16 protein-coding genes are annotated in these 17141 nt (G+C 71.5%); 10 read left to right on the top strand and 6 right to left on the bottom strand.

All coding sequences use genetic code 11. From position 1 onward, the window contains the following. Positions 1 to 8 precede the first annotated feature (8 nt). Positions 9 to 1313, bottom strand: a complete 1305-nt coding sequence (locus ACZ7OO_RS19900) for an ABC transporter substrate-binding protein (RefSeq protein ID WP_471506078.1) — start codon at positions 1311 to 1313, stop codon at positions 9 to 11. Between the two features lie 117 nt (positions 1314 to 1430). Here ACZ7OO_RS19900 and ACZ7OO_RS19895 point away from each other — a divergent pair, with 117 nt between their 5' ends. Continuing rightward, a complete protein-coding gene (locus ACZ7OO_RS19895; protein ID WP_471506077.1) occupies positions 1431 to 1931 on the top strand; it encodes an SCO4402 family protein in 501 nt (166 codons plus the stop codon). A 57-nt stretch (positions 1932 to 1988) separates the two neighbouring features. Further along, on the top strand, positions 1989 to 2873 hold the full coding sequence (gene purU, locus ACZ7OO_RS19890; protein WP_471506076.1) for a formyltetrahydrofolate deformylase: 885 nt from the start codon (positions 1989 to 1991) through the stop codon (positions 2871 to 2873). 211 nt (positions 2874 to 3084) lie between these two features. Here purU and ACZ7OO_RS19885 read toward each other — a convergent pair whose 3' ends face one another. Beyond that, positions 3085 to 4404 carry a maleylpyruvate isomerase N-terminal domain-containing protein gene (locus tag ACZ7OO_RS19885; RefSeq protein WP_471506075.1) on the bottom strand — a complete coding sequence of 440 codons (1320 nt, stop codon included), beginning with the start codon at positions 4402 to 4404 and terminating at the stop codon, positions 3085 to 3087. Continuing rightward, positions 4401 to 4979: a sigma-70 family RNA polymerase sigma factor gene (locus tag ACZ7OO_RS19880; protein WP_471506074.1), complete on the bottom strand. Its 579-nt coding sequence runs from the start codon at positions 4977 to 4979 to the stop codon at positions 4401 to 4403. The genes ACZ7OO_RS19885 and ACZ7OO_RS19880 overlap by 4 nt, the downstream gene beginning before the upstream one ends. A gap of 335 nt (positions 4980 to 5314) precedes the next feature. On the opposite strand from ACZ7OO_RS19880, the gene ACZ7OO_RS19875 reads away from it, so the two are divergent. Together ACZ7OO_RS19875 and ACZ7OO_RS19870 are read left to right on the top strand one after the other, a co-directional pair. After that, on the top strand, positions 5315 to 5689 hold the full coding sequence (locus ACZ7OO_RS19875; RefSeq protein WP_358916663.1) for an STAS domain-containing protein: 375 nt from the start codon (positions 5315 to 5317) through the stop codon (positions 5687 to 5689). Positions 5690 to 5853: 164 nt separating this feature from the next. Beyond that, a complete protein-coding gene (locus ACZ7OO_RS19870; RefSeq protein ID WP_471506073.1) occupies positions 5854 to 6366 on the top strand; it encodes an EF-hand domain-containing protein in 513 nt (170 codons plus the stop codon). Here ACZ7OO_RS19870 and ACZ7OO_RS19865 read toward each other — a convergent pair. Continuing rightward, on the bottom strand, positions 6350 to 7939 hold the full coding sequence (locus tag ACZ7OO_RS19865) for a class I adenylate-forming enzyme family protein (protein ID WP_471506072.1): 1590 nt from the start codon (positions 7937 to 7939) through the stop codon (positions 6350 to 6352). The genes ACZ7OO_RS19870 and ACZ7OO_RS19865 overlap by 17 nt on opposite strands. 128 nt (positions 7940 to 8067) lie before the next feature. Here ACZ7OO_RS19865 and ACZ7OO_RS19860 point away from each other — a divergent pair, with 128 nt between their 5' ends. From ACZ7OO_RS19860 to ACZ7OO_RS19850, 3 genes are all read left to right on the top strand, one after another. Beyond that, entirely contained in the window at positions 8068 to 9198 is a 1131-nt protein-coding gene (locus ACZ7OO_RS19860) for an acyl-CoA dehydrogenase family protein (protein ID WP_471506071.1), read from the top strand. Positions 9199 to 9204: 6 nt separating this feature from the next. After that, positions 9205 to 10074: an acyl-CoA dehydrogenase family protein gene (locus ACZ7OO_RS19855; protein WP_471506070.1), complete on the top strand. Its 870-nt coding sequence runs from the start codon at positions 9205 to 9207 to the stop codon at positions 10072 to 10074. Positions 10075 to 10628: 554 nt separating this feature from the next. Continuing rightward, positions 10629 to 11123, top strand: coding sequence for an ATP-binding protein (locus tag ACZ7OO_RS19850; protein ID WP_471506475.1), 495 nt, complete (start codon positions 10629 to 10631; stop codon positions 11121 to 11123). Positions 11124 to 11447: 324 nt separating this feature from the next. On the opposite strand, the gene ACZ7OO_RS19845 is transcribed toward ACZ7OO_RS19850, so the two are convergent. After that, positions 11448 to 12383, bottom strand: a complete 936-nt coding sequence (locus ACZ7OO_RS19845; protein ID WP_471506069.1) for a cyclase family protein — start codon at positions 12381 to 12383, stop codon at positions 11448 to 11450. Between the two features lie 86 nt (positions 12384 to 12469). On the opposite strand from ACZ7OO_RS19845, the gene ACZ7OO_RS19840 reads away from it, so the two are divergent. From ACZ7OO_RS19840 to ACZ7OO_RS19830, 3 genes are all read left to right on the top strand, one after another. Then, entirely contained in the window at positions 12470 to 13384 is a 915-nt protein-coding gene (locus tag ACZ7OO_RS19840; protein WP_471506068.1) for an SDR family NAD(P)-dependent oxidoreductase, read from the top strand. Between the two features lie 201 nt (positions 13385 to 13585). Continuing rightward, entirely contained in the window at positions 13586 to 14740 is a 1155-nt protein-coding gene (locus ACZ7OO_RS19835; protein ID WP_471506067.1) for an acyl-CoA dehydrogenase family protein, read from the top strand. Further along, on the top strand, positions 14737 to 15792 hold the full coding sequence (locus ACZ7OO_RS19830; RefSeq protein ID WP_471506066.1) for a Zn-dependent alcohol dehydrogenase: 1056 nt from the start codon (positions 14737 to 14739) through the stop codon (positions 15790 to 15792). Before ACZ7OO_RS19835 ends, ACZ7OO_RS19830 begins: the two co-directional genes overlap by 4 nt. A gap of 310 nt (positions 15793 to 16102) precedes the next feature. Here ACZ7OO_RS19830 and ACZ7OO_RS19825 read toward each other — a convergent pair whose 3' ends face one another. Further along, the gene (locus ACZ7OO_RS19825; RefSeq protein WP_471506065.1) at positions 16103 to 17137 is read right to left on the bottom strand and encodes a GlxA family transcriptional regulator; all 1035 of its coding nucleotides are present in this window, start codon (positions 17135 to 17137) and stop codon (positions 16103 to 16105) included. Positions 17138 to 17141: the final 4 nt, after the last annotated feature.

Genomic DNA, 17141 nt, shown 5'->3' with positions numbered 1-17141 from the left:
CCGGCCGGTCAGCTGAGCGCGGCGTTCTCCAGGATCTTCGCCATGTCGAGGGCGTTCTTGTTCGCCGACTGGAGCAGGCCGCCCTTGACGGTCTGGACGTTCACGTCGGTGTTGACCAGCCGGGAGAAGCCGGCCGCGGCCAGCTTGCCCTGGTAGGGCCAGGACAGTGACGGGGTCAGGCCGCCGGTGGAGACCTTCAGGCCGCCGTTGAGGGTGCGGCGCACACTGTCGGCGCTGACCTCGCCGCTGCCGATCTTCTTCAGGGCGGCGGTCAGGACCTGGTAGGCGATCCAGGTCGTCTGCACCCCGGCGTCGGCCGGGTCGATCCGGTTGTCGCCGAAGGCCTCCTTGCTGATGACCTTCTTCATCTGGTCCCAGCGCGAGTCCGAGGCCACCGGGTACCAGCCGGTGATGTACGACCCCTCGTACGGGCCGGACGCACCGCCGGTGGAGTTGATCACTGTCTGGTCGACGCTGCCGACCTCGGCGGCCGTCTTCACCTTCGGGTATCCGTCGCGGGCGCGCTGGAAGTTGTCCATGAAGGTGGCCGTGCGGTCACCGAGCTCGGGCACCACACAGCCCTCCTTCAGCGAGTCCGAAGTGGCGTTCTCCAGCGCCTTCTGCGACTGCTTGTCGTACTCGGTGAGATTCTCGGCCGCGAGCTGGTCGATCGCCTTGGCGTGGCTGCCGGCCTGCAGGCCCGAGTCGAGCAGCTGGGGCAGCTGGTCGCCGGCGATGCTGTCCGGGCGTACCAGGGTGACCGGGCCGCAGGAGCCGGCCAGCGCCTCCCCGAGTCCGGCCAGCAGGGTGAGCTGGCCGCCGTTGACCGGGTAGGAGACGGGGCTGGAGAACTCCTGGTTCGACGCCCCGTAGCCGCCTATGTAGGGGATGGCGGCGCCTTCCAGCGCGGCGAAGTAGGAGTCGCCGAACTGGCTGTAGGAGCCGACGACCGCGACGACGTTCTCGTCGGCCGCCTTCTGGGCGCAGTTCGCGGCGCCCACGCTGGTGTTGTGGTCGTTGCAGGTGAGCAGCTTGAGCTTGCGGCCGTTGATGCCACCCTGGGAGTTGGTCCAGCGGACGATGGCCGACGCCATGGCGGGCATGCCGGCCTTGTTGGTGGCGCCGGTCTGCTGCGGCGCCCAGGTCATCACCTTGATCTCGTCGTCCCCCGAGCCCGACAGTCCTGGGACGACCCCGCAGCCGGCGGCGAGTGACGCGCAGGCCGTCATGGCCACCGCGGACAGGGCGGTGGCTCTGACGCGCCGGTGGGTCGTGGGGAGCATGGTGCTGAGGGTGGGGCGCCTGCCGGTCATGAACACACACGATTCCGCCACATCACTAACCAGCGAGTGCCCCATGGTCGACGAAGAGTGATGTGCGGGTGAATTACGGGGGGCGGTTACGGGCGAGTGGCGAGGAACGTACGATCGATGACCGTGCAAGGTTCGGAGAACTCTTCCCGTCGCGGCCGTCGCTCCTCCACCATGGGCGGCATGCCACTCAATGACATGCCGTGGTGGCGCTGGCGCAGCAATGTGCGCTCCGCGCTGCACATGCTTTCCGACCCGGACTTCCAGCGGAACGTCTGGCTGGCCGGCCAGGAGGGGTACGGAGATGTGACCGACGCGGTCTACCGGCTGGTCGAGGACACCTGGCTGGACAACTGGTCCGCGGAGAAATACGTCGGGACGATATTCCGCGACTCGCAGGAGGCGGCGCTGGTCGACACCGCCGTGCTGCGGGTGCTGCGGATCATGCACCAGGTGGGGCCGGACGCGCCGGTCTCCGCGTACCTCGACCACCAGGCGTGGCCGGACGCGGTGCGGGCGGCCCGGGACGCGCACATGCGTCTGGCGGCGAGCGACGGCGACGATCCGGACATCCCGCCGCGCAGCCTGGAGGTGCTGCGGATCGTGACCCGGGCGGCGTGAGTCCGCGAAGCGGACGCTGACCGCCGAGGGGCGGGCGGGCATGAGATTCTGTGGTGCATGACTGAGCAGTCCACCCGAGCCCAGGCCGCCCCGGCCGACCAGTACGTCCTCACCCTTTCCTGCCCGGACAAGAAGGGCATCGTGCACGCCGTGTCGAGTTACCTCTTCATGACCGGCTGCAACATCGAGGACAGCCAGCAGTTCGGGGACCACGACACGGGTCTGTTCTTCATGCGCGTCCACTTCTCCGCCGACGAGCCGGTGACGGTCGACAAGCTGCGGGCCAGTTTCGCGGCGGTCGGCGACTCGTTCCACATGGACTGGCAGATCAATCGGGCCGACGAGCGGATGCGGGTCGTCCTCATGGTCAGCAAGTTCGGGCACTGCCTGAACGACCTGCTCTTCCGCGCGAGTATCGGTGCGCTGCCGGTGGAGATCGCCGCGGTGGTCTCCAACCACACCGACTTCGCGGAGCTGGTGGGCTCGTACAACATCCCCTTCCACCACATCCCGGTGACGAAGGAGACCAAGGCGGACGCGGAGGCACGGTTCCTCGAGCTCGTCCGCGAGGAGAACGTCGAACTGGTGGTCCTCGCCCGCTATATGCAGGTCCTCTCCGACGACCTGTGCAAGCAGCTCAGCGGCCGGATCATCAACATCCACCACTCGTTCCTGCCGAGCTTCAAGGGCGCGAAGCCGTACCACCAGGCGCATGCGCGGGGCGTCAAGCTGATCGGGGCGACGGCGCACTACGTCACGGCGGACCTCGACGAGGGGCCGATCATCGAGCAGGAGGTCGAACGGGTGGGTCATGGCGTCACCCCGGACCAGCTGGTCGCGATCGGGCGCGACGTGGAGTGCCAGGCGCTGGCGCGGGCGGTGAAGTGGCATGCGGAGCGCCGCATCCTGCTCAACGGCCGACGGACGGTCGTCTTCGCCTGACGGCTGTTTCGGGCGGGTGCCTTCGCCCAAGGGGCGGGGCGGTTCGGTCGTGGTGCGACTGCGGGTGCGTGGGGGCCGTTCGCGCGGTTCCCCGCGCCCCTGAGAGATGCGGGCGTTTCCTTGGGGCGCAGGGGGAACTGCGCGACCAGCCACGAACCACCCGCAGCCGCCGCACGACCGAACCACCCTCGCCCCTGGCGCGAACCGGCACCTACATCCGGCTCAGGCTCGCCGCCGCGAACAGCACGTCCCTGATCGCCGCCCTGTCTCCCAGCTGCCCCGCCGCCGCGTCCTCCGGCGGTACATGGCCCGCGGCCAACCGGCAGAACTCCACGTCGTCCAGCGCCACGTGCGCCACCTCGAACTTCTCCGAGCCCACCGCCCCCGGCGAGTCCAGCGGGATCAGCCACTCGCCGCCCCCGGTGCCCTCGATCTCCAGCCGCAGGCTTCGGCCCGGCTGTCCCGCGGGGACCAGGTGCGGGGTCGGACCGGGCGCCGCAAGACCCGCCTGCCGGCGCGCCGCCAGCGCGGCGGGAAGCATGCGTGCCGCGAGGTCGATCATCCGGTGCAGGTACCTCGGGGCAGGCGGCCCGTAGGGGTAGTCCACGGCCTCCGCGATGTCCTCCGCGTGCACCCAGCATTCGAAGGCACGGTCCAGCATCGCGTCGTGCAACGGCAGGGCGAAGTCGCCGTACGACACCCCGAGGCGCCCGGCGCCGCCGCCGGTGAAGGAGACGGTCTGCACGACCCGGTGGCTCTGCTCCCGCCAGGGAGCCCGCACCGCACGGGTCGGCGGGAAGTGCGAGGCCTGCCAGAAGGCCTCGGTGCGGGCGGCGGCGCCCTGTGCGGGCGCCTCCCCGAGGGGGTCGTCCAGACCGAGCGCCGCCGCCACCAGGCCGTCGACGGACAGCAGGTGAGCGATCACCCCGGCGACCGTCGTACGGCGGCTGGTCTGCGCCGCGCCGTCGAACCAGCGCAGCCGTACCGGGGCGTGCCACTCCGCGTCGCCGAAGTCCTGGAGGAGGGCGTCCAGGCGGGCGGTCTCGGCGTCGTAGGGCGCCGCCCACTCGGGGATCGGGATACGCGGTGGCCGGCGGTCCAGGCAGGCCTCCAGGACGCGGGTGCGCAGGCCGGGGTCGAGGTCGAGGCTCTCCGGCTGGTGCAGCAGGCCGACCGCCTCGCGCAGCCGGCGGGCCTCGTCCGCGCAGGCCCCGCAGTCACCGAGGTGGATCTCGACGGCGAGGGCCTCCGCCGTCGAGCAGGCGGCCAAAGCCCACGCCCCCAGCAGCGATTTCAGGACGTCGTGCGGCAACTCCATCGGTACCGGCGGCAGCTCGTCGTCCACCTCGGGCAACGGCTGGCCGGTGTCCTCGACGGAGGCCCGGGGCAGCGGTATGCGCGGCGGGCCGCCCGGCTCGCCGCTGCCGTCGCGCGGCACGTCACCGGCTCCGGCCCCGTCTCCGGAGCCCGCTCCGGCTCCGTCTCCGGAGCCCGTGCCGTCGTGCGCCTCGAAGGGGCCGGCGCCGGTCACACCGCACCTCCGTGTCCGGGCGGTCTCCCGGCGTCGTGCGCGGTGGAGAGCAGTTGCAGGCCGAGGCGCAGCCGGCGGCGGGCCTCGTCCTCGGTGACGCCGAGGTCCACCGCGGTCTGGCGGTAGTCACGGCGCTGGAAGTAGGCGAGGTCCAGGGCGGCGCGCAGCGGGGTCGGCATGGAGTGCACGATGTAGTCCGCGCGGGCGGCGACGGAGGCGCGCCGCACCTTGCGCTCCAGCTCCTGGGTGGCCTCCGAGCCGGTGTCGCCCGGGGTGAGCGCGGCGGTCTCGGTGGCCCTGAGACGCTGCACGGCGAGCCGGTGGGTCAGCGCGGCGACCCAGGAGCGCAGCGGGCCCTGTCTGGGGTCGTAGGCGTCCGGATGCTCCCAGACGTGGGCGAAGACCTCGCGGGTTATGGAGTCGGCGGCCCGCTCGTCCCCGAGGACGCGGTGGGCGAGGCCGTGCACCAGCGAGGCGAAGCGGTCGTAGAACTCACCGAGGGCGGCCGCCTCGCCGCGTGCGAGCCGCTGCTGCATCTTGCGGTCCCAGCGGGGCGGTACGTCCTTCTTCGCCATGCGGCCCCCTCCCCGTGCCCGTGTCCAGCCTGTCTCCACTGTCTCCTCGAATGTAGTCGGCACGTCCGACAACGCACGCCCCTTTATGGCAATGTGCGCCCCCCGAGGAACCGCGAGTGGTAGGGGTCCTTCGGGGACACAGCCGGCTTCGAGCGAATCCTCTGTTTCTGATCGAACAGGATCGACAGTGACCGAAACAAGACCCTTCCTGATCATCGCTCGTTTGTCATCCGGGGTTTCGGGGAACGGCGGCTGGGCAGCCGCGCGAAAAGAAGCGAAGGAACTGGCTCCGTTTCCGGGCGGTTCCGGAGATCCGGCGAGCGAAGGGCTGAGCCGTGGCTTTCAAGGTGACCGGCGTCGAACAGGGTGAGTGGGCCGTGCTCGGGGTGTCGGGCGAACTGGACCTGGTGACCTCGCCGGTGCTGCGCCAGCGGGTGCACGACGCGGTGGCCGAGGGCCATCACAGCCTGGTCCTCGACCTCTCCGACGTGTTCTTCTGCGACTCCAGCGGGGTCGGCGTCCTCATCGCCGCCCGCCGTCTGATCCGCTCCTGCCGGGGCCGGCTGCGGCTGATACTGCCCGCCCAGGGCGCGAGTGACGGTTCTCACGTCAACCGGGTCCTCGGGGCCCTCGGCGTACGACGGCTGTTCGACGTGTACCCGGACATGGACAGCGCGGTCAGCGACGAGGAGGGCCCGCTCTCGGCGTAGGCTCACGCCCCCCCATGGCCGACGATCACGACAGTGCCACATTGTTGTCGCAGAATTCCCCCGGTCTTGGCACAAGGGTCTTTTTCCGGCTCCCCGGCGGCCGCCCGCGTCGTAGGCTCGCCGCGAGAGGAACCCCCACGTCACGTAAGGCGGCTCGAACACACATGGTCAGCACGGAGCACGAGCGACGGATCGCCGCCCGGTTCGCAACCTTCGACCAGGACGGCAACGGCTGGATCGCCCGCGAGGACTTCAACGCGGCGGCCAAGGCACTGCTCGCCGAGTTCGGCGTTCCCGCCCGCTCCGACAAGGGCCAGGCCCTGTACGCCGGTGCGGAGGCTTTCTGGCAGGGCATGGCCGGCATGGCGGACCGGGACGGCGACCAGCGCATCACCCGCGAGGAGTTCGTGAGCGGCGCGGTCAAGCGGCTGCACGACAACCCCGACCGGTTCGGCGAGATCGCGCGCCCCTTCCTGCACGCGGCCCTCGCCCTCGCGGACACCGCGGGCGACGGCACGGCGGCCGTCGCCGACACCGTGCGCGTGCTGCGCGTCCTCGGGGTCCCCCCGGAGATCGCGCAGGCGGTCGCGGCAGGCCTCGACATCGACGGCGACGGCAAGGTCGCGGAGACGGAGATCGTGCCGGCGTTCGCCCGCTACTTCACGATCCCGGAGTAGCGCTTCCCGGTGCCGCAGTCCTTGGGCTCCGCGGCGCGGAAGCCGCCGAGAACCGCTCGCGCAGCTTGTACTTGAGGACCTTGCGCAGGGTCTCGTTACGCGGAAGGGCGTCCACCACCTCCAGCCGCTCCGGCAGCTTGTGCACCGACAGCCCTTCCGTACGCAGGTAGGACACCACCTCCGGGAGCGTCAACGCGGCTGCTCCCGGCGGCTGTTCGACCACCGCGCACACCAGCTCCCCGCGCTCCGCGTCCGGCAGCCCCACCACCGCCGCATCGCCCACCGCCGGATGCGCGGCGAGCAGATCCTCGATCTCCTTCGCCGAGATGTTCTCGCCCTTGCGGATGATCACGTCCTTGAGGCGGCCGGTGAGCACGAGATGACCGCTCTCGGTCACATGTCCCAGGTCACCGGTCCGCAGGAACCCGTCCTCGTCGAAGGCCTCGGCGGTCTGCGCCGGATCCAGGTATCCCTGGCACACCGCCTCCCCGCGCAGCCGCACCTCACCGCCCGCGGCGATCCGTATCTCCATCCCCTGCGGCGGCTTCCCCTCGGTCGTCGCCAGGTTCTCCGCCGTGTCGTCCGGCGCCCCCATCGTGATCATCGGCACCTCGGTCATGCCGTACCCGTGCGTCAGCTGCACCCCCATCTCACGCACCACCGCGTGGTACACCTCCGGCGGCTTGGGCGCCCCGCCGCCGGCCAGCAGCCGCAGCGAGGGAATCAACGGAACCCCCGGCTGCCTGCGCTGCTCCGCCAGGAACATCGAGTAGAACGCCGTCGATCCGCCCGCCACCGTCACCCCGTGCCTGCGGTACTCCGGCAGCGCGTCCGGCAGTGCGAACTGCTCGAACATGACCGCCGGGAAGCCGTACAGCAGCAGCATCACCGTGTAGTCGGGGCCCGCGATGTGCGCGTACGGGAACGCCATCGAGCCCACGTCGGCCGCCGTGAGCCGCAGGGCGTGCGCCAGGCAGGAACCGCCCGCGATCAGTGAACGGTCCGTGTGGAGAACGCCCTTGGGGTCCGAGGTGGTTCCCGAGGTCCAGTAGATCCACCGGACGGAGGTGCCCTCGGCGGGCGGGGCGGGCAGCACGGCCGGATCGCCGTCGGGCAACCCGTCGTACGCCTCGAAAACCCCCTTCGCGCCGAGTCGCCGTGCCATCTCCGCGTGGTCGAAGCCGCGCCACACGCCCGGTACGGCGAAGAACTCGGCCCTGGACTCGCGCAGCGCGAAGCCGACCTCGCGGTCCCGGTAGAAGGGGATGACGGGGGACTGGACGGCACCCAGGCGGGCCAGCGCGAAGGAGAGGACAGCCGTCTCGATGCGGGTGGGCAGCTGCCAGGCGACGACCGTGCCGGGGCGCACGCCCATGCCGTACAGCCCGGCCGCCGTGCGTTCGGCACGCGCGCGTAGATCGCCGAAGGAGAGGGTGCGGTCGCCCTGGAGGAACACCGGGCGGCCGGGGGTGAGTTCGGCGCGGCGGGCGACCAGGTCCCAGAGTGTGCGGGAGGCACTCAGCTCGCGCGCGACGGCGTTCGCCTCGTGCGCGGTTGCGTTCGTTTCGTCCATGGCCGAGCCCCCTGCCGCCGTTAACTGACGAGTCGTCAGATCGTAGGTCCTGGCACCTTGTCGGTCCAGGGGTGCGGGGCTAGCCTGCAAGATCTGACGAACCATCAGCTCCGTGGGGGTGTCTGCCGGTGGATCTGTCGTACACACCCGAGGAGGAGGACTTCCGGGCGCGCCTTCGGGAGTGGCTCGCCAAGGCGCTGCCGGGCCTGCCGCCGAAGCCGCGCCCCGAGGACTGGCCGGGCCGCCGCGCCTACGACCTCGGCTGGCAGCGGATGCTGTACGAGGCCGGGTACGCCGACGTCCACTGGGACGCGTCCCCCACCGTGCGGCTGATCTTCCTCGAGGAGACCGAGAAGGCCGGCGCGCCCTATGTGGGCGCCAACTTCGTGGGCCTGCTGCACGCGGGCCCGACCATCGCCGCCGAGGGCACCGAGGAGCAGCGGGCGCGCTGGCTGACGCCGATCCTGCGCGGGGACGAGGTGTGGTGCCAGGGGTTCAGCGAACCGGGCGCCGGTTCCGACCTGGCGGCGCTGCGCACGCGCGCGTGGCGCGACGGGGACGACTATGTGGTGAGCGGCTCCAAGATCTGGACCTCGCACGCGGAAGTCGCTGACTGGTGCGAGTTGTTGGTGCGCACGGACGCGGAGGCGCCCAGGCATCGGGGCATCAGCTGGCTGGCCATGTCCATGGACGCGCCCGGCATCACCGTACGGTCGCTGCGCACGCTCGCCGGGTCGGCGGAGTTCGCCGAGGTCTTCCTCGACGAGGTGCGGGTGCCCGTGGCCAACCGGGTGGGCGCCGAGAACGACGGCTGGCGCGTCACCATGGTGACCCTCTCCTTCGAACGCGGCACCGCCTTCGTCGGCGAGGTCGTCGCCTGCCGCCGGGTGCTCGGCGACCTCGCGCGCGTGGCGCGCGAGAACGGCACCTGGGACGACCCGGTGCTGCGCCGCCGGCTCGGCCGGCTGAACGCCGAGTTCCGGGCACTGTGGCGGCTGACCCAGTGGAACGTCAGCGAGGCGGAGGGCAGGGGCGTGCCCGGCGTCGGCGGCTCGATCTTCAAACTGCGCTACTCGCACGCGCGGCAGGAGCTGTACGACGCGGCCGCCGCCGTTCTCGGCCCGGACGCCCTCGACCTGGACCGGCCGTGGGTCCTCGACCGGCTCTCGTCCCTCTCGTACACCATCGCGGCCGGGACCTCGCAGATCCAGCGGAACATCGTGGCCGAGCGGATCCTCGGGCTGCCGAAGGGGCGGTGAACGGGCATGCGCTTCCGACTGAGTGACGAGCAGCGGGCCTTGCGGGACGGGATGCGGGAGCTGCTCGCACGCCGGTTCGACGGCGGGACACTGCGGGCGGCGGTCGGCGCGCCCTGTCTGGACCGGGGCCTGTGGCGCGAGCTGGGGGCGGCCGGGTTCTTCGCACTGCGGCTGCCGGAGGCGGACGGCGGGGTCGGACTCGGTCTGCCCGAGGCGGTGTTGGTCTTCGAGGAGGCGGGCCGGGCCCTGCTGACCGGCCCACTGGTGGCCACCCACCTCGCGGCGGCCGACGTGCCCGGCGCGGCCACCGGGGAAGCCGTGGTGGCCCGCGTGGACGGCGGCCTGGTGGAGTGGCTGGCCGAGGCCGACGTCGTACGAGGGGACGCGTCGGGGGCCGTACCGCTGTGCTCCGTGGACCCGTTGACGCCGCTGCACCGGGTGCCGGGGGCGGAGGCCGTGGCCACCGATCCGGTCGCCGTACTCCTCACCGCCGCCGAGCAGCTCGGCACCGCCACGCGCGCGTGCGAGCTCGCCGTGCAACACGCGAGGACGCGCGAACAGTTCGGGCAGCCGATCGGGGCGTTCCAGGCGGTCAAGCATCTGTGCGCCGAGATGCTGGTGCGCGCCGAGACCGCGCGTGCGGCCGTCTACGCTGCCGCCGTGACCGCCGACCCGGTGGACATCGCGGCGGCCCGGCTGCTCGCCGACGAGGCCGCCGTGCGCGGCACCCGGGACTGTCTCCAGGTGCACGGCGGGATGGGCTTCACCTGGGAGGCGCAGGTGCATCTGCACATGAAAAGGGTCTGGGTGCGGGCTCAGCGTGGTGGTGGCAACACGGAGAGTGAGGAGACGCTTGCCGCCGAATTGCTCGGGTGAGCGTTCGAAACGGCTCTGGTCTGCTAAATCGGCGGCCCGGATCGCCGGGGTGTCACGGATCGTGGCATACCGGGGATCACGGAGCGTTGATATCGGGTTGTGTCCAACGCGTGACTCGTCACGGCCTGGAGTCGGGCGCCCCCTCGGGTACCTTCTGTGAGATGCGAGTGGTTCCGAGGACGAGCCATGCCGGCGGTGCCGTCGAAGCGGCCCCGCGGTTCAGGGTGCATACCGCCCCTCGCTGGGCGGTAAGGGCTTGCGCCCCCGCCTGTTCGACTCCCCGCAGCGAGCGTCGCACAGTATGCCGTACGCGTACTCCTTCGCGCTGGAATATGCCCGAAGCGCTTGTTGGGGTGACTGTACGTCAACCATGCTGTCTCGTAAGGGAATCACGTTCCGTGACCCTTGCTCTGGCCGTTGTTCTGGCCATGCAGAAAATGGCTACGATCGTGGCCCTCGCCGTCCTTGTCGTCGCGGTCCTCGCCGTGGCGCTCGCTCGGCGCGGGTTCATGTGTCCGCCGGTTCGGATGGTGTGAGCGGTGCAGGTGCTTCAAGTGCAGCTGGAGATCCGGCCCGACCCCGCGGAGGTGGGACGGGCCAGGAGGTGGGCGCGCTCGCGCCTCGCCGGGTCCGGTATAGCGGCGGACGAGCCGCTCGCCGAGACGCTGATCCTGCTCGTCTCCGAGCTGGTCACCAACGCCGTGGTGCACACCGGCTGTCCGGCCGTGCTGCGGCTCTCGCTGCCGGGCACGGACCGCGGGGAAGCCGAGGAAGCCGAGGAAGCCGAGGAATCGGTCACCGTCCGGCTGGAGGTCGCCGACAGCAGTGACCGCGCGCCCGTACCGCGGTGCGTCGGCAGTGACGCGACCGGCGGCCGGGGCCTCGCCCTCGTCGACGGGCTCGCCGACCGCTGGGGCTGGAGCCCCGAAGGCGCAGGCAAGCGCATCTGGTGCGAACTCGACCGGTGTTCGGAACCCCGGCAGGGCGCGGCGGTGGCGTACGGAGGCGGACTGGCCTCGTTCGAGGGGCTGGCGTTCGAGGCGGTGTGATCCCGGTGTGCGGTGATGCGCCGGAGAATGCATCTGTGCGCGCCCAGGATGAGCCGGGGCATAAGTCCTAACACCCCGAACGGTGTTGACGCCTTGTGACCGTTTGCTCACGCTTGAGGTCTGCGATTCGCCGCGAGGGGACGGCGAGGGGCTTGATGCCCTCGTCGAGCGTGGGTCGAGCCGGACGGAGGCGCGCGGGACCGGGCTCGGGGCGGGCCGGTGCGCGCATTCGTCCGGGTATCAGGGGGAATGGGGGAGAGGCGGTGTCACGCCGGTCTCGGCGTGACACCGCCCTCGACCTCGAGCAACGGCGGCACACCGACCTCAGAGCACGGCCACGGGGGCGACCGGGGTGCCCGTCGCCCCGACGAACGGCTCCGGCATCGCGGACAGCAGGAACGCGTACCGGCCGGTTTCTCCACAGGCTGTGGACAACTCTTCGAGATTCCAGTTCTGGCCCTGCAGCATCCCCATCTCCACCAGGTCCAGGGCGTGCACGGGCAGCCACAGGTCCTCGATCTCGGGCGGGAAGATCTCGAACGTGAGGGTGTCGTTGGCGACGGCGGCCACATCGCGCGCGCGGAACCACTCCGGGGTGCGCACCGAAAGCCCCGGTGACGGATAGCCGTACCCGTGCCTGTCCCCGGCGAGATACACCTGCACCTGCCCGGTCCGCACCAGCACGATGTCACCGCTGCGGACCGTGGTCCCGGCCAGCTCCTCGGCCGCGTCGAGATCCTCGGGCGTGACCGCACGGCCCCCCTCCAGCCGCTCCACCCCCCGCGCGCGTGCCACGTCCAGCAGCACCCCGCGCGAGACGATGTGCCGCGCCTTGTCGATCCCGCCGAACTCGGCACCGCCGTGCGCGGTCACGGTCTGCGCCGGGCGGCCGTTGTACAGCTTCCCCGAGTGCGAGACATGGGTCAGCGCGTCCCAGTGGGTGCCGGCCTGCAGTCCCATGGTCACGGCGTCGTCGCTGCACGCGACCGTCCCCGGGCCGAAGAGCTCCTGGTTGATCTGCACCATGGTGTGCAGGGGGTTGACCCGGCCCGGGATCATGCCGGTCTGCACGCCGTCCTGCCGGAGAGGGAGCGCGAGAGGGACGCGGCGGCCGGTCCGGACGGTCGCCGCCGCCTCCCGCACCACCTCGTCGGTGATCAGGTTCAGCGTGCCGATCTCGTCGTCGGCGCCCCAGCGGCCCCAGTTGTTCACGCGCTTGGCGATGTCGTGAAACGCCGCATGAGCTGTAGGCAGTGACATCTGGGTCCTCCCCGGGGCTTGTGTCCGCGCATCCGGCGCGCCATAGAATCTAACGGTCCGTCAGAAACCGCGGGAAGGGGCCGGGCGTGGGGAACTTCTTGGCAGGCAAGGTCGTCGCCGTCACGGGTGCGGGGCGCGGGATCGGACGGGCGGTCGCGCTGGGAGCGGCGGCCGAAGGGGCGAAGGTCGTCGTCAACGACTACGGCGTCTCGGTCGACGGCGGATCGCCCACCAGCGAGGTCGCCGAGGCCGTCGTCAAGGAGATCGGGGCGGCGGGCGGGGACGCGGTCGCGGTGGCCGACGACATCTCCACGATGGCGGGCGGGCAACGGGTCGTGGACATGGCGCTGGCGTCGTACGGCCGGCTCGACGGGGTCGTGTGCGTGGCGGGGATCCTGCGCGAGCGGATGCTGTTCAACATGACCGAGGAGGAGTGGGACCCGGTGGTCGCCACCCACCTCAAGGGCACGTTCACGGTGTTCCGGGCGGCGTCGGCGGTGATGCGCACCCAGCGCGCCGGCACACTGATCGGCTTTACCAGCGGCAACCACCAGGGCTCGGTCTCGCAGGCCAACTACAGCGCGGCCAAGGGCGGAATCATCTCGCTGGTGCGCAGCGCCGCGCTCGGCCTGCACAAGTACGGGGTGACCGCGAACGCGGTGGCGCCGGTGGCCAGGACCCGGATGTCGGCCGGGGTGCCGACGGAGCTCACGGAGATCGGCGAACCGGAGGACGTGGCGGCGTTCGTGGTCTACCTGCTGTCGGACGCCGCCCGGGACGCGGACATCACCGGGCAGGTGTACACGGTGGCCGGGCCGAAGATCGCGGTCTGGGCCCAGCCGAGGGAGTTGCGCGCCGCGTACGCCACCGAGGGGTCCTGGACCCCCGAACGGATCGCGGAGGTGCTGCCGGGGAGCGTGGGGGCGGACCCGATGCCGATGCTGGCGCGGGTGGCGGCGATGGAGACGGCGGCGCGGGCGGGAAGCCGGCCGAACGCCTGAGGGAGGGGATGCGCTGTGTGGCGGCTGCGGATGGGTGGGGCCCGGGCGCCTGCTCGCCGTCGCGGGGTGCCGTGCGTGCGCGAGTGCGGCGCCATCGTGGTCGTTCGCGCAGTTCCCGCGTCCCTTGGGTTTCTCGGGGTCGTCGGCGCTCACAGGTCCCGTCCGTAGTTCCGTAACCCCTACGCATCTCTGGAGGTCACCGTGGAGTTCGGATTCGCGCCGGAGGACGAGGCGTTTCGTCGGGAGGTCCGGGTCTGGCTCGGCGCGCACGCCACGAGCGAGGCGGACCGGCGTGGTTGGGAACGCACTCTCGGGGCCGCCGGATGGATCGGGCTCGGCTGGGCGGAGGGCGGGTACGGGAACCGGACCGCCACGCTCACCCAGCAGGTCGCCTGGGCCGAGGAGTACGCCCGGTCGGCCGCGCCCCCGCGCTCCGGGCACATCGGGGAGAACCTGCTCGCCCCTACGCTCATCGCCCACGGCAGCGCCGAGCAGAAGGCGCGCTTCCTGCCGCCCGTCGCCGCCGGCGAGGAGCTGTGGTGCCAGGGGTACAGCGAGCCCGGCGCCGGGTCCGACCTCGCCGGCGTGCGGACCGCGGCCGTACGCGAGACGGACGGCTACCGCATCACCGGGCAGAAGATCTGGACCTCCCTCGCGCACGAGGCCGACTGGTGTTTCGTGCTGGCGCGGACCGAGCCCGGCTCACGGCGCCACCACGGACTGAGCTTCCTGCTCGTGCCCATGGACCAGCCCGGCCGCATCGAGGTCCGCCCCATCCGCCAGATGACCGGCACCAGCGACTTCAACGAGGTCTTCTTCGACGGGGCCCACGCGCGCGTGGAGCACGTCGTCGGTGGTGAGGGCAACGGCTGGCGCGTGGCCATGAGCCTGCTCGGCTTCGAACGCGGGGTGTCGACCCTCGCCCAGCAGATCGGGTTCGCCGAGGAGCTGGGACGGGTGGTGCGGGACGCCGTGGCGAACGGCGCCGCCGACGATCCCGTCGTACGGGCACGGCTCGTGCGGCAGTGGGCCGAGCTGCGGGTCATGCGCTGGAACGCCCTGCGCACACTGGGCGGTTCGGCCGCCGAGCCCGGCGCGCCCAGCGTGGCCAAGCTGCTGTGGGCCGGCTGGCACCAGCGGCTCGGTGAACTGGCCGTACTGGTCCGCGGCGCCGGCGCGAGCGTCGGCCCGGCCGACTGGTCGGCCACCGCACCGTACGAACTGGACACCGCCCAGCACCTGTTCCTCTTCTCCCGGGCCGACACCGTCTACGGCGGCTCGGACCAGGTGCAGCGCACGATCATCGCCGAGCGCGTGCTCGGTCTGCCGAGGGAACCGAAGGGGGTCGAGTCGTGACGCGTGGTGTGGTGTTCGACGGAAAACAGGTACAGGTCGTCGACGATCTGGAGGTACGGGAGCCGGGAGCCGGTGAGGTGCTGGTCTCCGTCGCGGCGGCCGGGCTGTGCCACAGCGATCTGTCCGTGGTGGACGGGACCATACCCTTCCCCGTTCCTGTGGTGCTCGGACATGAGGGTGCCGGGGTGGTGGAGGCGGTCGGTGTGGGGGTCAGCCATGTCGCGCCCGGAGACCATGTGGCGCTGTCCACCCTCGCCAACTGCGGTGCCTGCGCCGACTGTGACCGTGGGCGGCCCACCATGTGCCGCAAGGCCATAGGGCGCCCGCAGAAACCGTTCACGCGCAGCGGCCAGGCCGTCTACCAGTTCGCGTCCAACTCGGCCTTCGCGGAACGGACGGTCGTCAAGGCCGTGCAGGCGGTACGGATTCCGAAGGACATCCCGCTGACCTCGGCCGCCCTCATCGGATGCGGCGTGCTGACCGGGGTGGGCGCCGTACTGAACCGCGCCCGCGTCGACCGCGGCGACACCGTGCTGGTCATCGGCACCGGCGGGATCGGGCTCAACGTCATTCAGGGCGCGCGGATCGCGGGAGCGCTGCGGATCGTGGCCGTGGACGCCAACCCGGCCAAGGAGGAGGTGGCCCGGCGGTTCGGCGCGACCGACTTCCTGACCTCGACGGACGGGGTGAAGGACCTGCTGCCGACCGGTGTGGACCACGCGTTCGAGTGCGTCGGCCGGGTCGAACTGGTCCGGCAGGCCGTCGACCTCCTGGACCGGCACGGCCAGGCCGTCCTCCTCGGCACGCCCGCCGCCACCGCCGAGGCGTCCTTCGTCGTCGCCTCGATGTTCCTGGACAAGTCCATCCTGGGCTGCCGGTACGGCTCCTCGCGCCCCCAGCGGGACATCGCCCTGTACGCCGAGCTGTACCGCCAAGGGCGCCTGATGCTCGACGAGTTGGTGACCGAGACCTACCCGGTGGAGGACTTCGAGAAGGCCCGCGCCGACGCGGAGGCGGGCCGGGTGGCACGAGGGGTGCTCACCTTCCGGTGAACCCGCCCCGCTGGTAGCCGACGGGCTGTGGAAAACCTGTCGGCGTTGTCGGGGCACCCCCCTACCGTCGTCCCATGACCTACCGCGACGTCGCCTCGAAGCAGATCCTGGTCTGGGCCTGCACCGCCGTGGGGCCGGCTACTCCGTGATGTACGCGGCCGCGGGCGCCGGTTACGCGGCGACCGGTTCCCCCGCGGGTGCGTTGCTTCGGGTGGTGGCGCCGTCCACGGCCGTCCTGGCCGGGGTGGGCGTGACCCTGGTGCTGAGCGGGATCATCGGCTGGTGGGGCGAGACCCGGCGTGCCGGGCGGTCAGCCCGGGACGCCGGCACCACCGTGGGCCTTGGCTTCGCCGGCACCGGTCCGGAAGGTCCGGCGGTAGGCGGTCGGGGTGACGCCGAGCGCCGTCTGTAGGTGCTGCCGCATCGACTGGGCCGTGCCGAAGCCGGCGTCCCGGGCCACCTGGTCCATCGAGAGCTCGGTGGACTCAAGGAGGTGACGGGCGCGTTCGACGCGCTGCTGGGTGAGCCACTGGCCGGGGCTGACACCGGTCTCCTCGCGGAAGCGGCGCGTGAAGGTCCGTACCGACATGGCCTCCTGCTCGGCCATGTCCCGCAGCTGGATGGGCTCGTGGAGGCGGCCCAGCGCCCAGGTGCGGGCGGCCGTGGTGGTGGCGACCTGAGGATCGGGGACCGGGCGGTGGATGTACTGGGCCTGGCCGCCGTCCCGGTGCGGGGGTACGACCGTACGGCGGGCCACCTCGTTGGCGACGGCCGTGCCGTGGTCGCGGCGGACCATGTGCAGGCACAGGTCGATGCCGGCGGCCACCCCGGCGGAGGTCAGCACGTCTCCGTCGTCGATGAAGAGGACGTCCGCGTCCACCTTGACCTGTGGGAACAGCCGCTGGAGGTGGTCCGCTTCGGCCCAGTGCGTGGTCGCCGGGCGGTTGTCCAGGTAGCCGGCGGCGGCCAGGACGTAGACGCCGGTGCAGATGGAGGCGAGCCGGGTGCCGGGGCGGATGCGGGCGAGGGCGGCGGCCAGTTCGGGGGTGAGGACGCCCTCCTCGAAGACCGGGCCCAGCTCGTACGACGCCGGGATGACCACCGTGTCGGCGGTGGCCAGTGCCTCCGGGCCGTGCGGCACCTGGACCGCGAAGTCGGCGTCGGTCTCGACCGGCCCCGGCGGCCGGACCGAACAGGTCACGACCTCGTACAGGTGCCGTCCCCGGGCGTCCTTGGGCCGGCCGAAGATGCGGTGCGGGATGCCCAGTTCGAAGGGGAGCAGCCCGTCAAGGGCGAGGACGACCACTCGGTGCGGGCGGAAGCCGGAGTCACTGCCACTGCTCATGGCC

It is taken from the genome of Streptomyces sp. NPDC111744 (assembly GCF_055634995.1).
The sequence above is the reverse complement of the archived record's forward strand: the minus strand, read 5'-3'. Positions and strand labels throughout refer to the sequence as shown.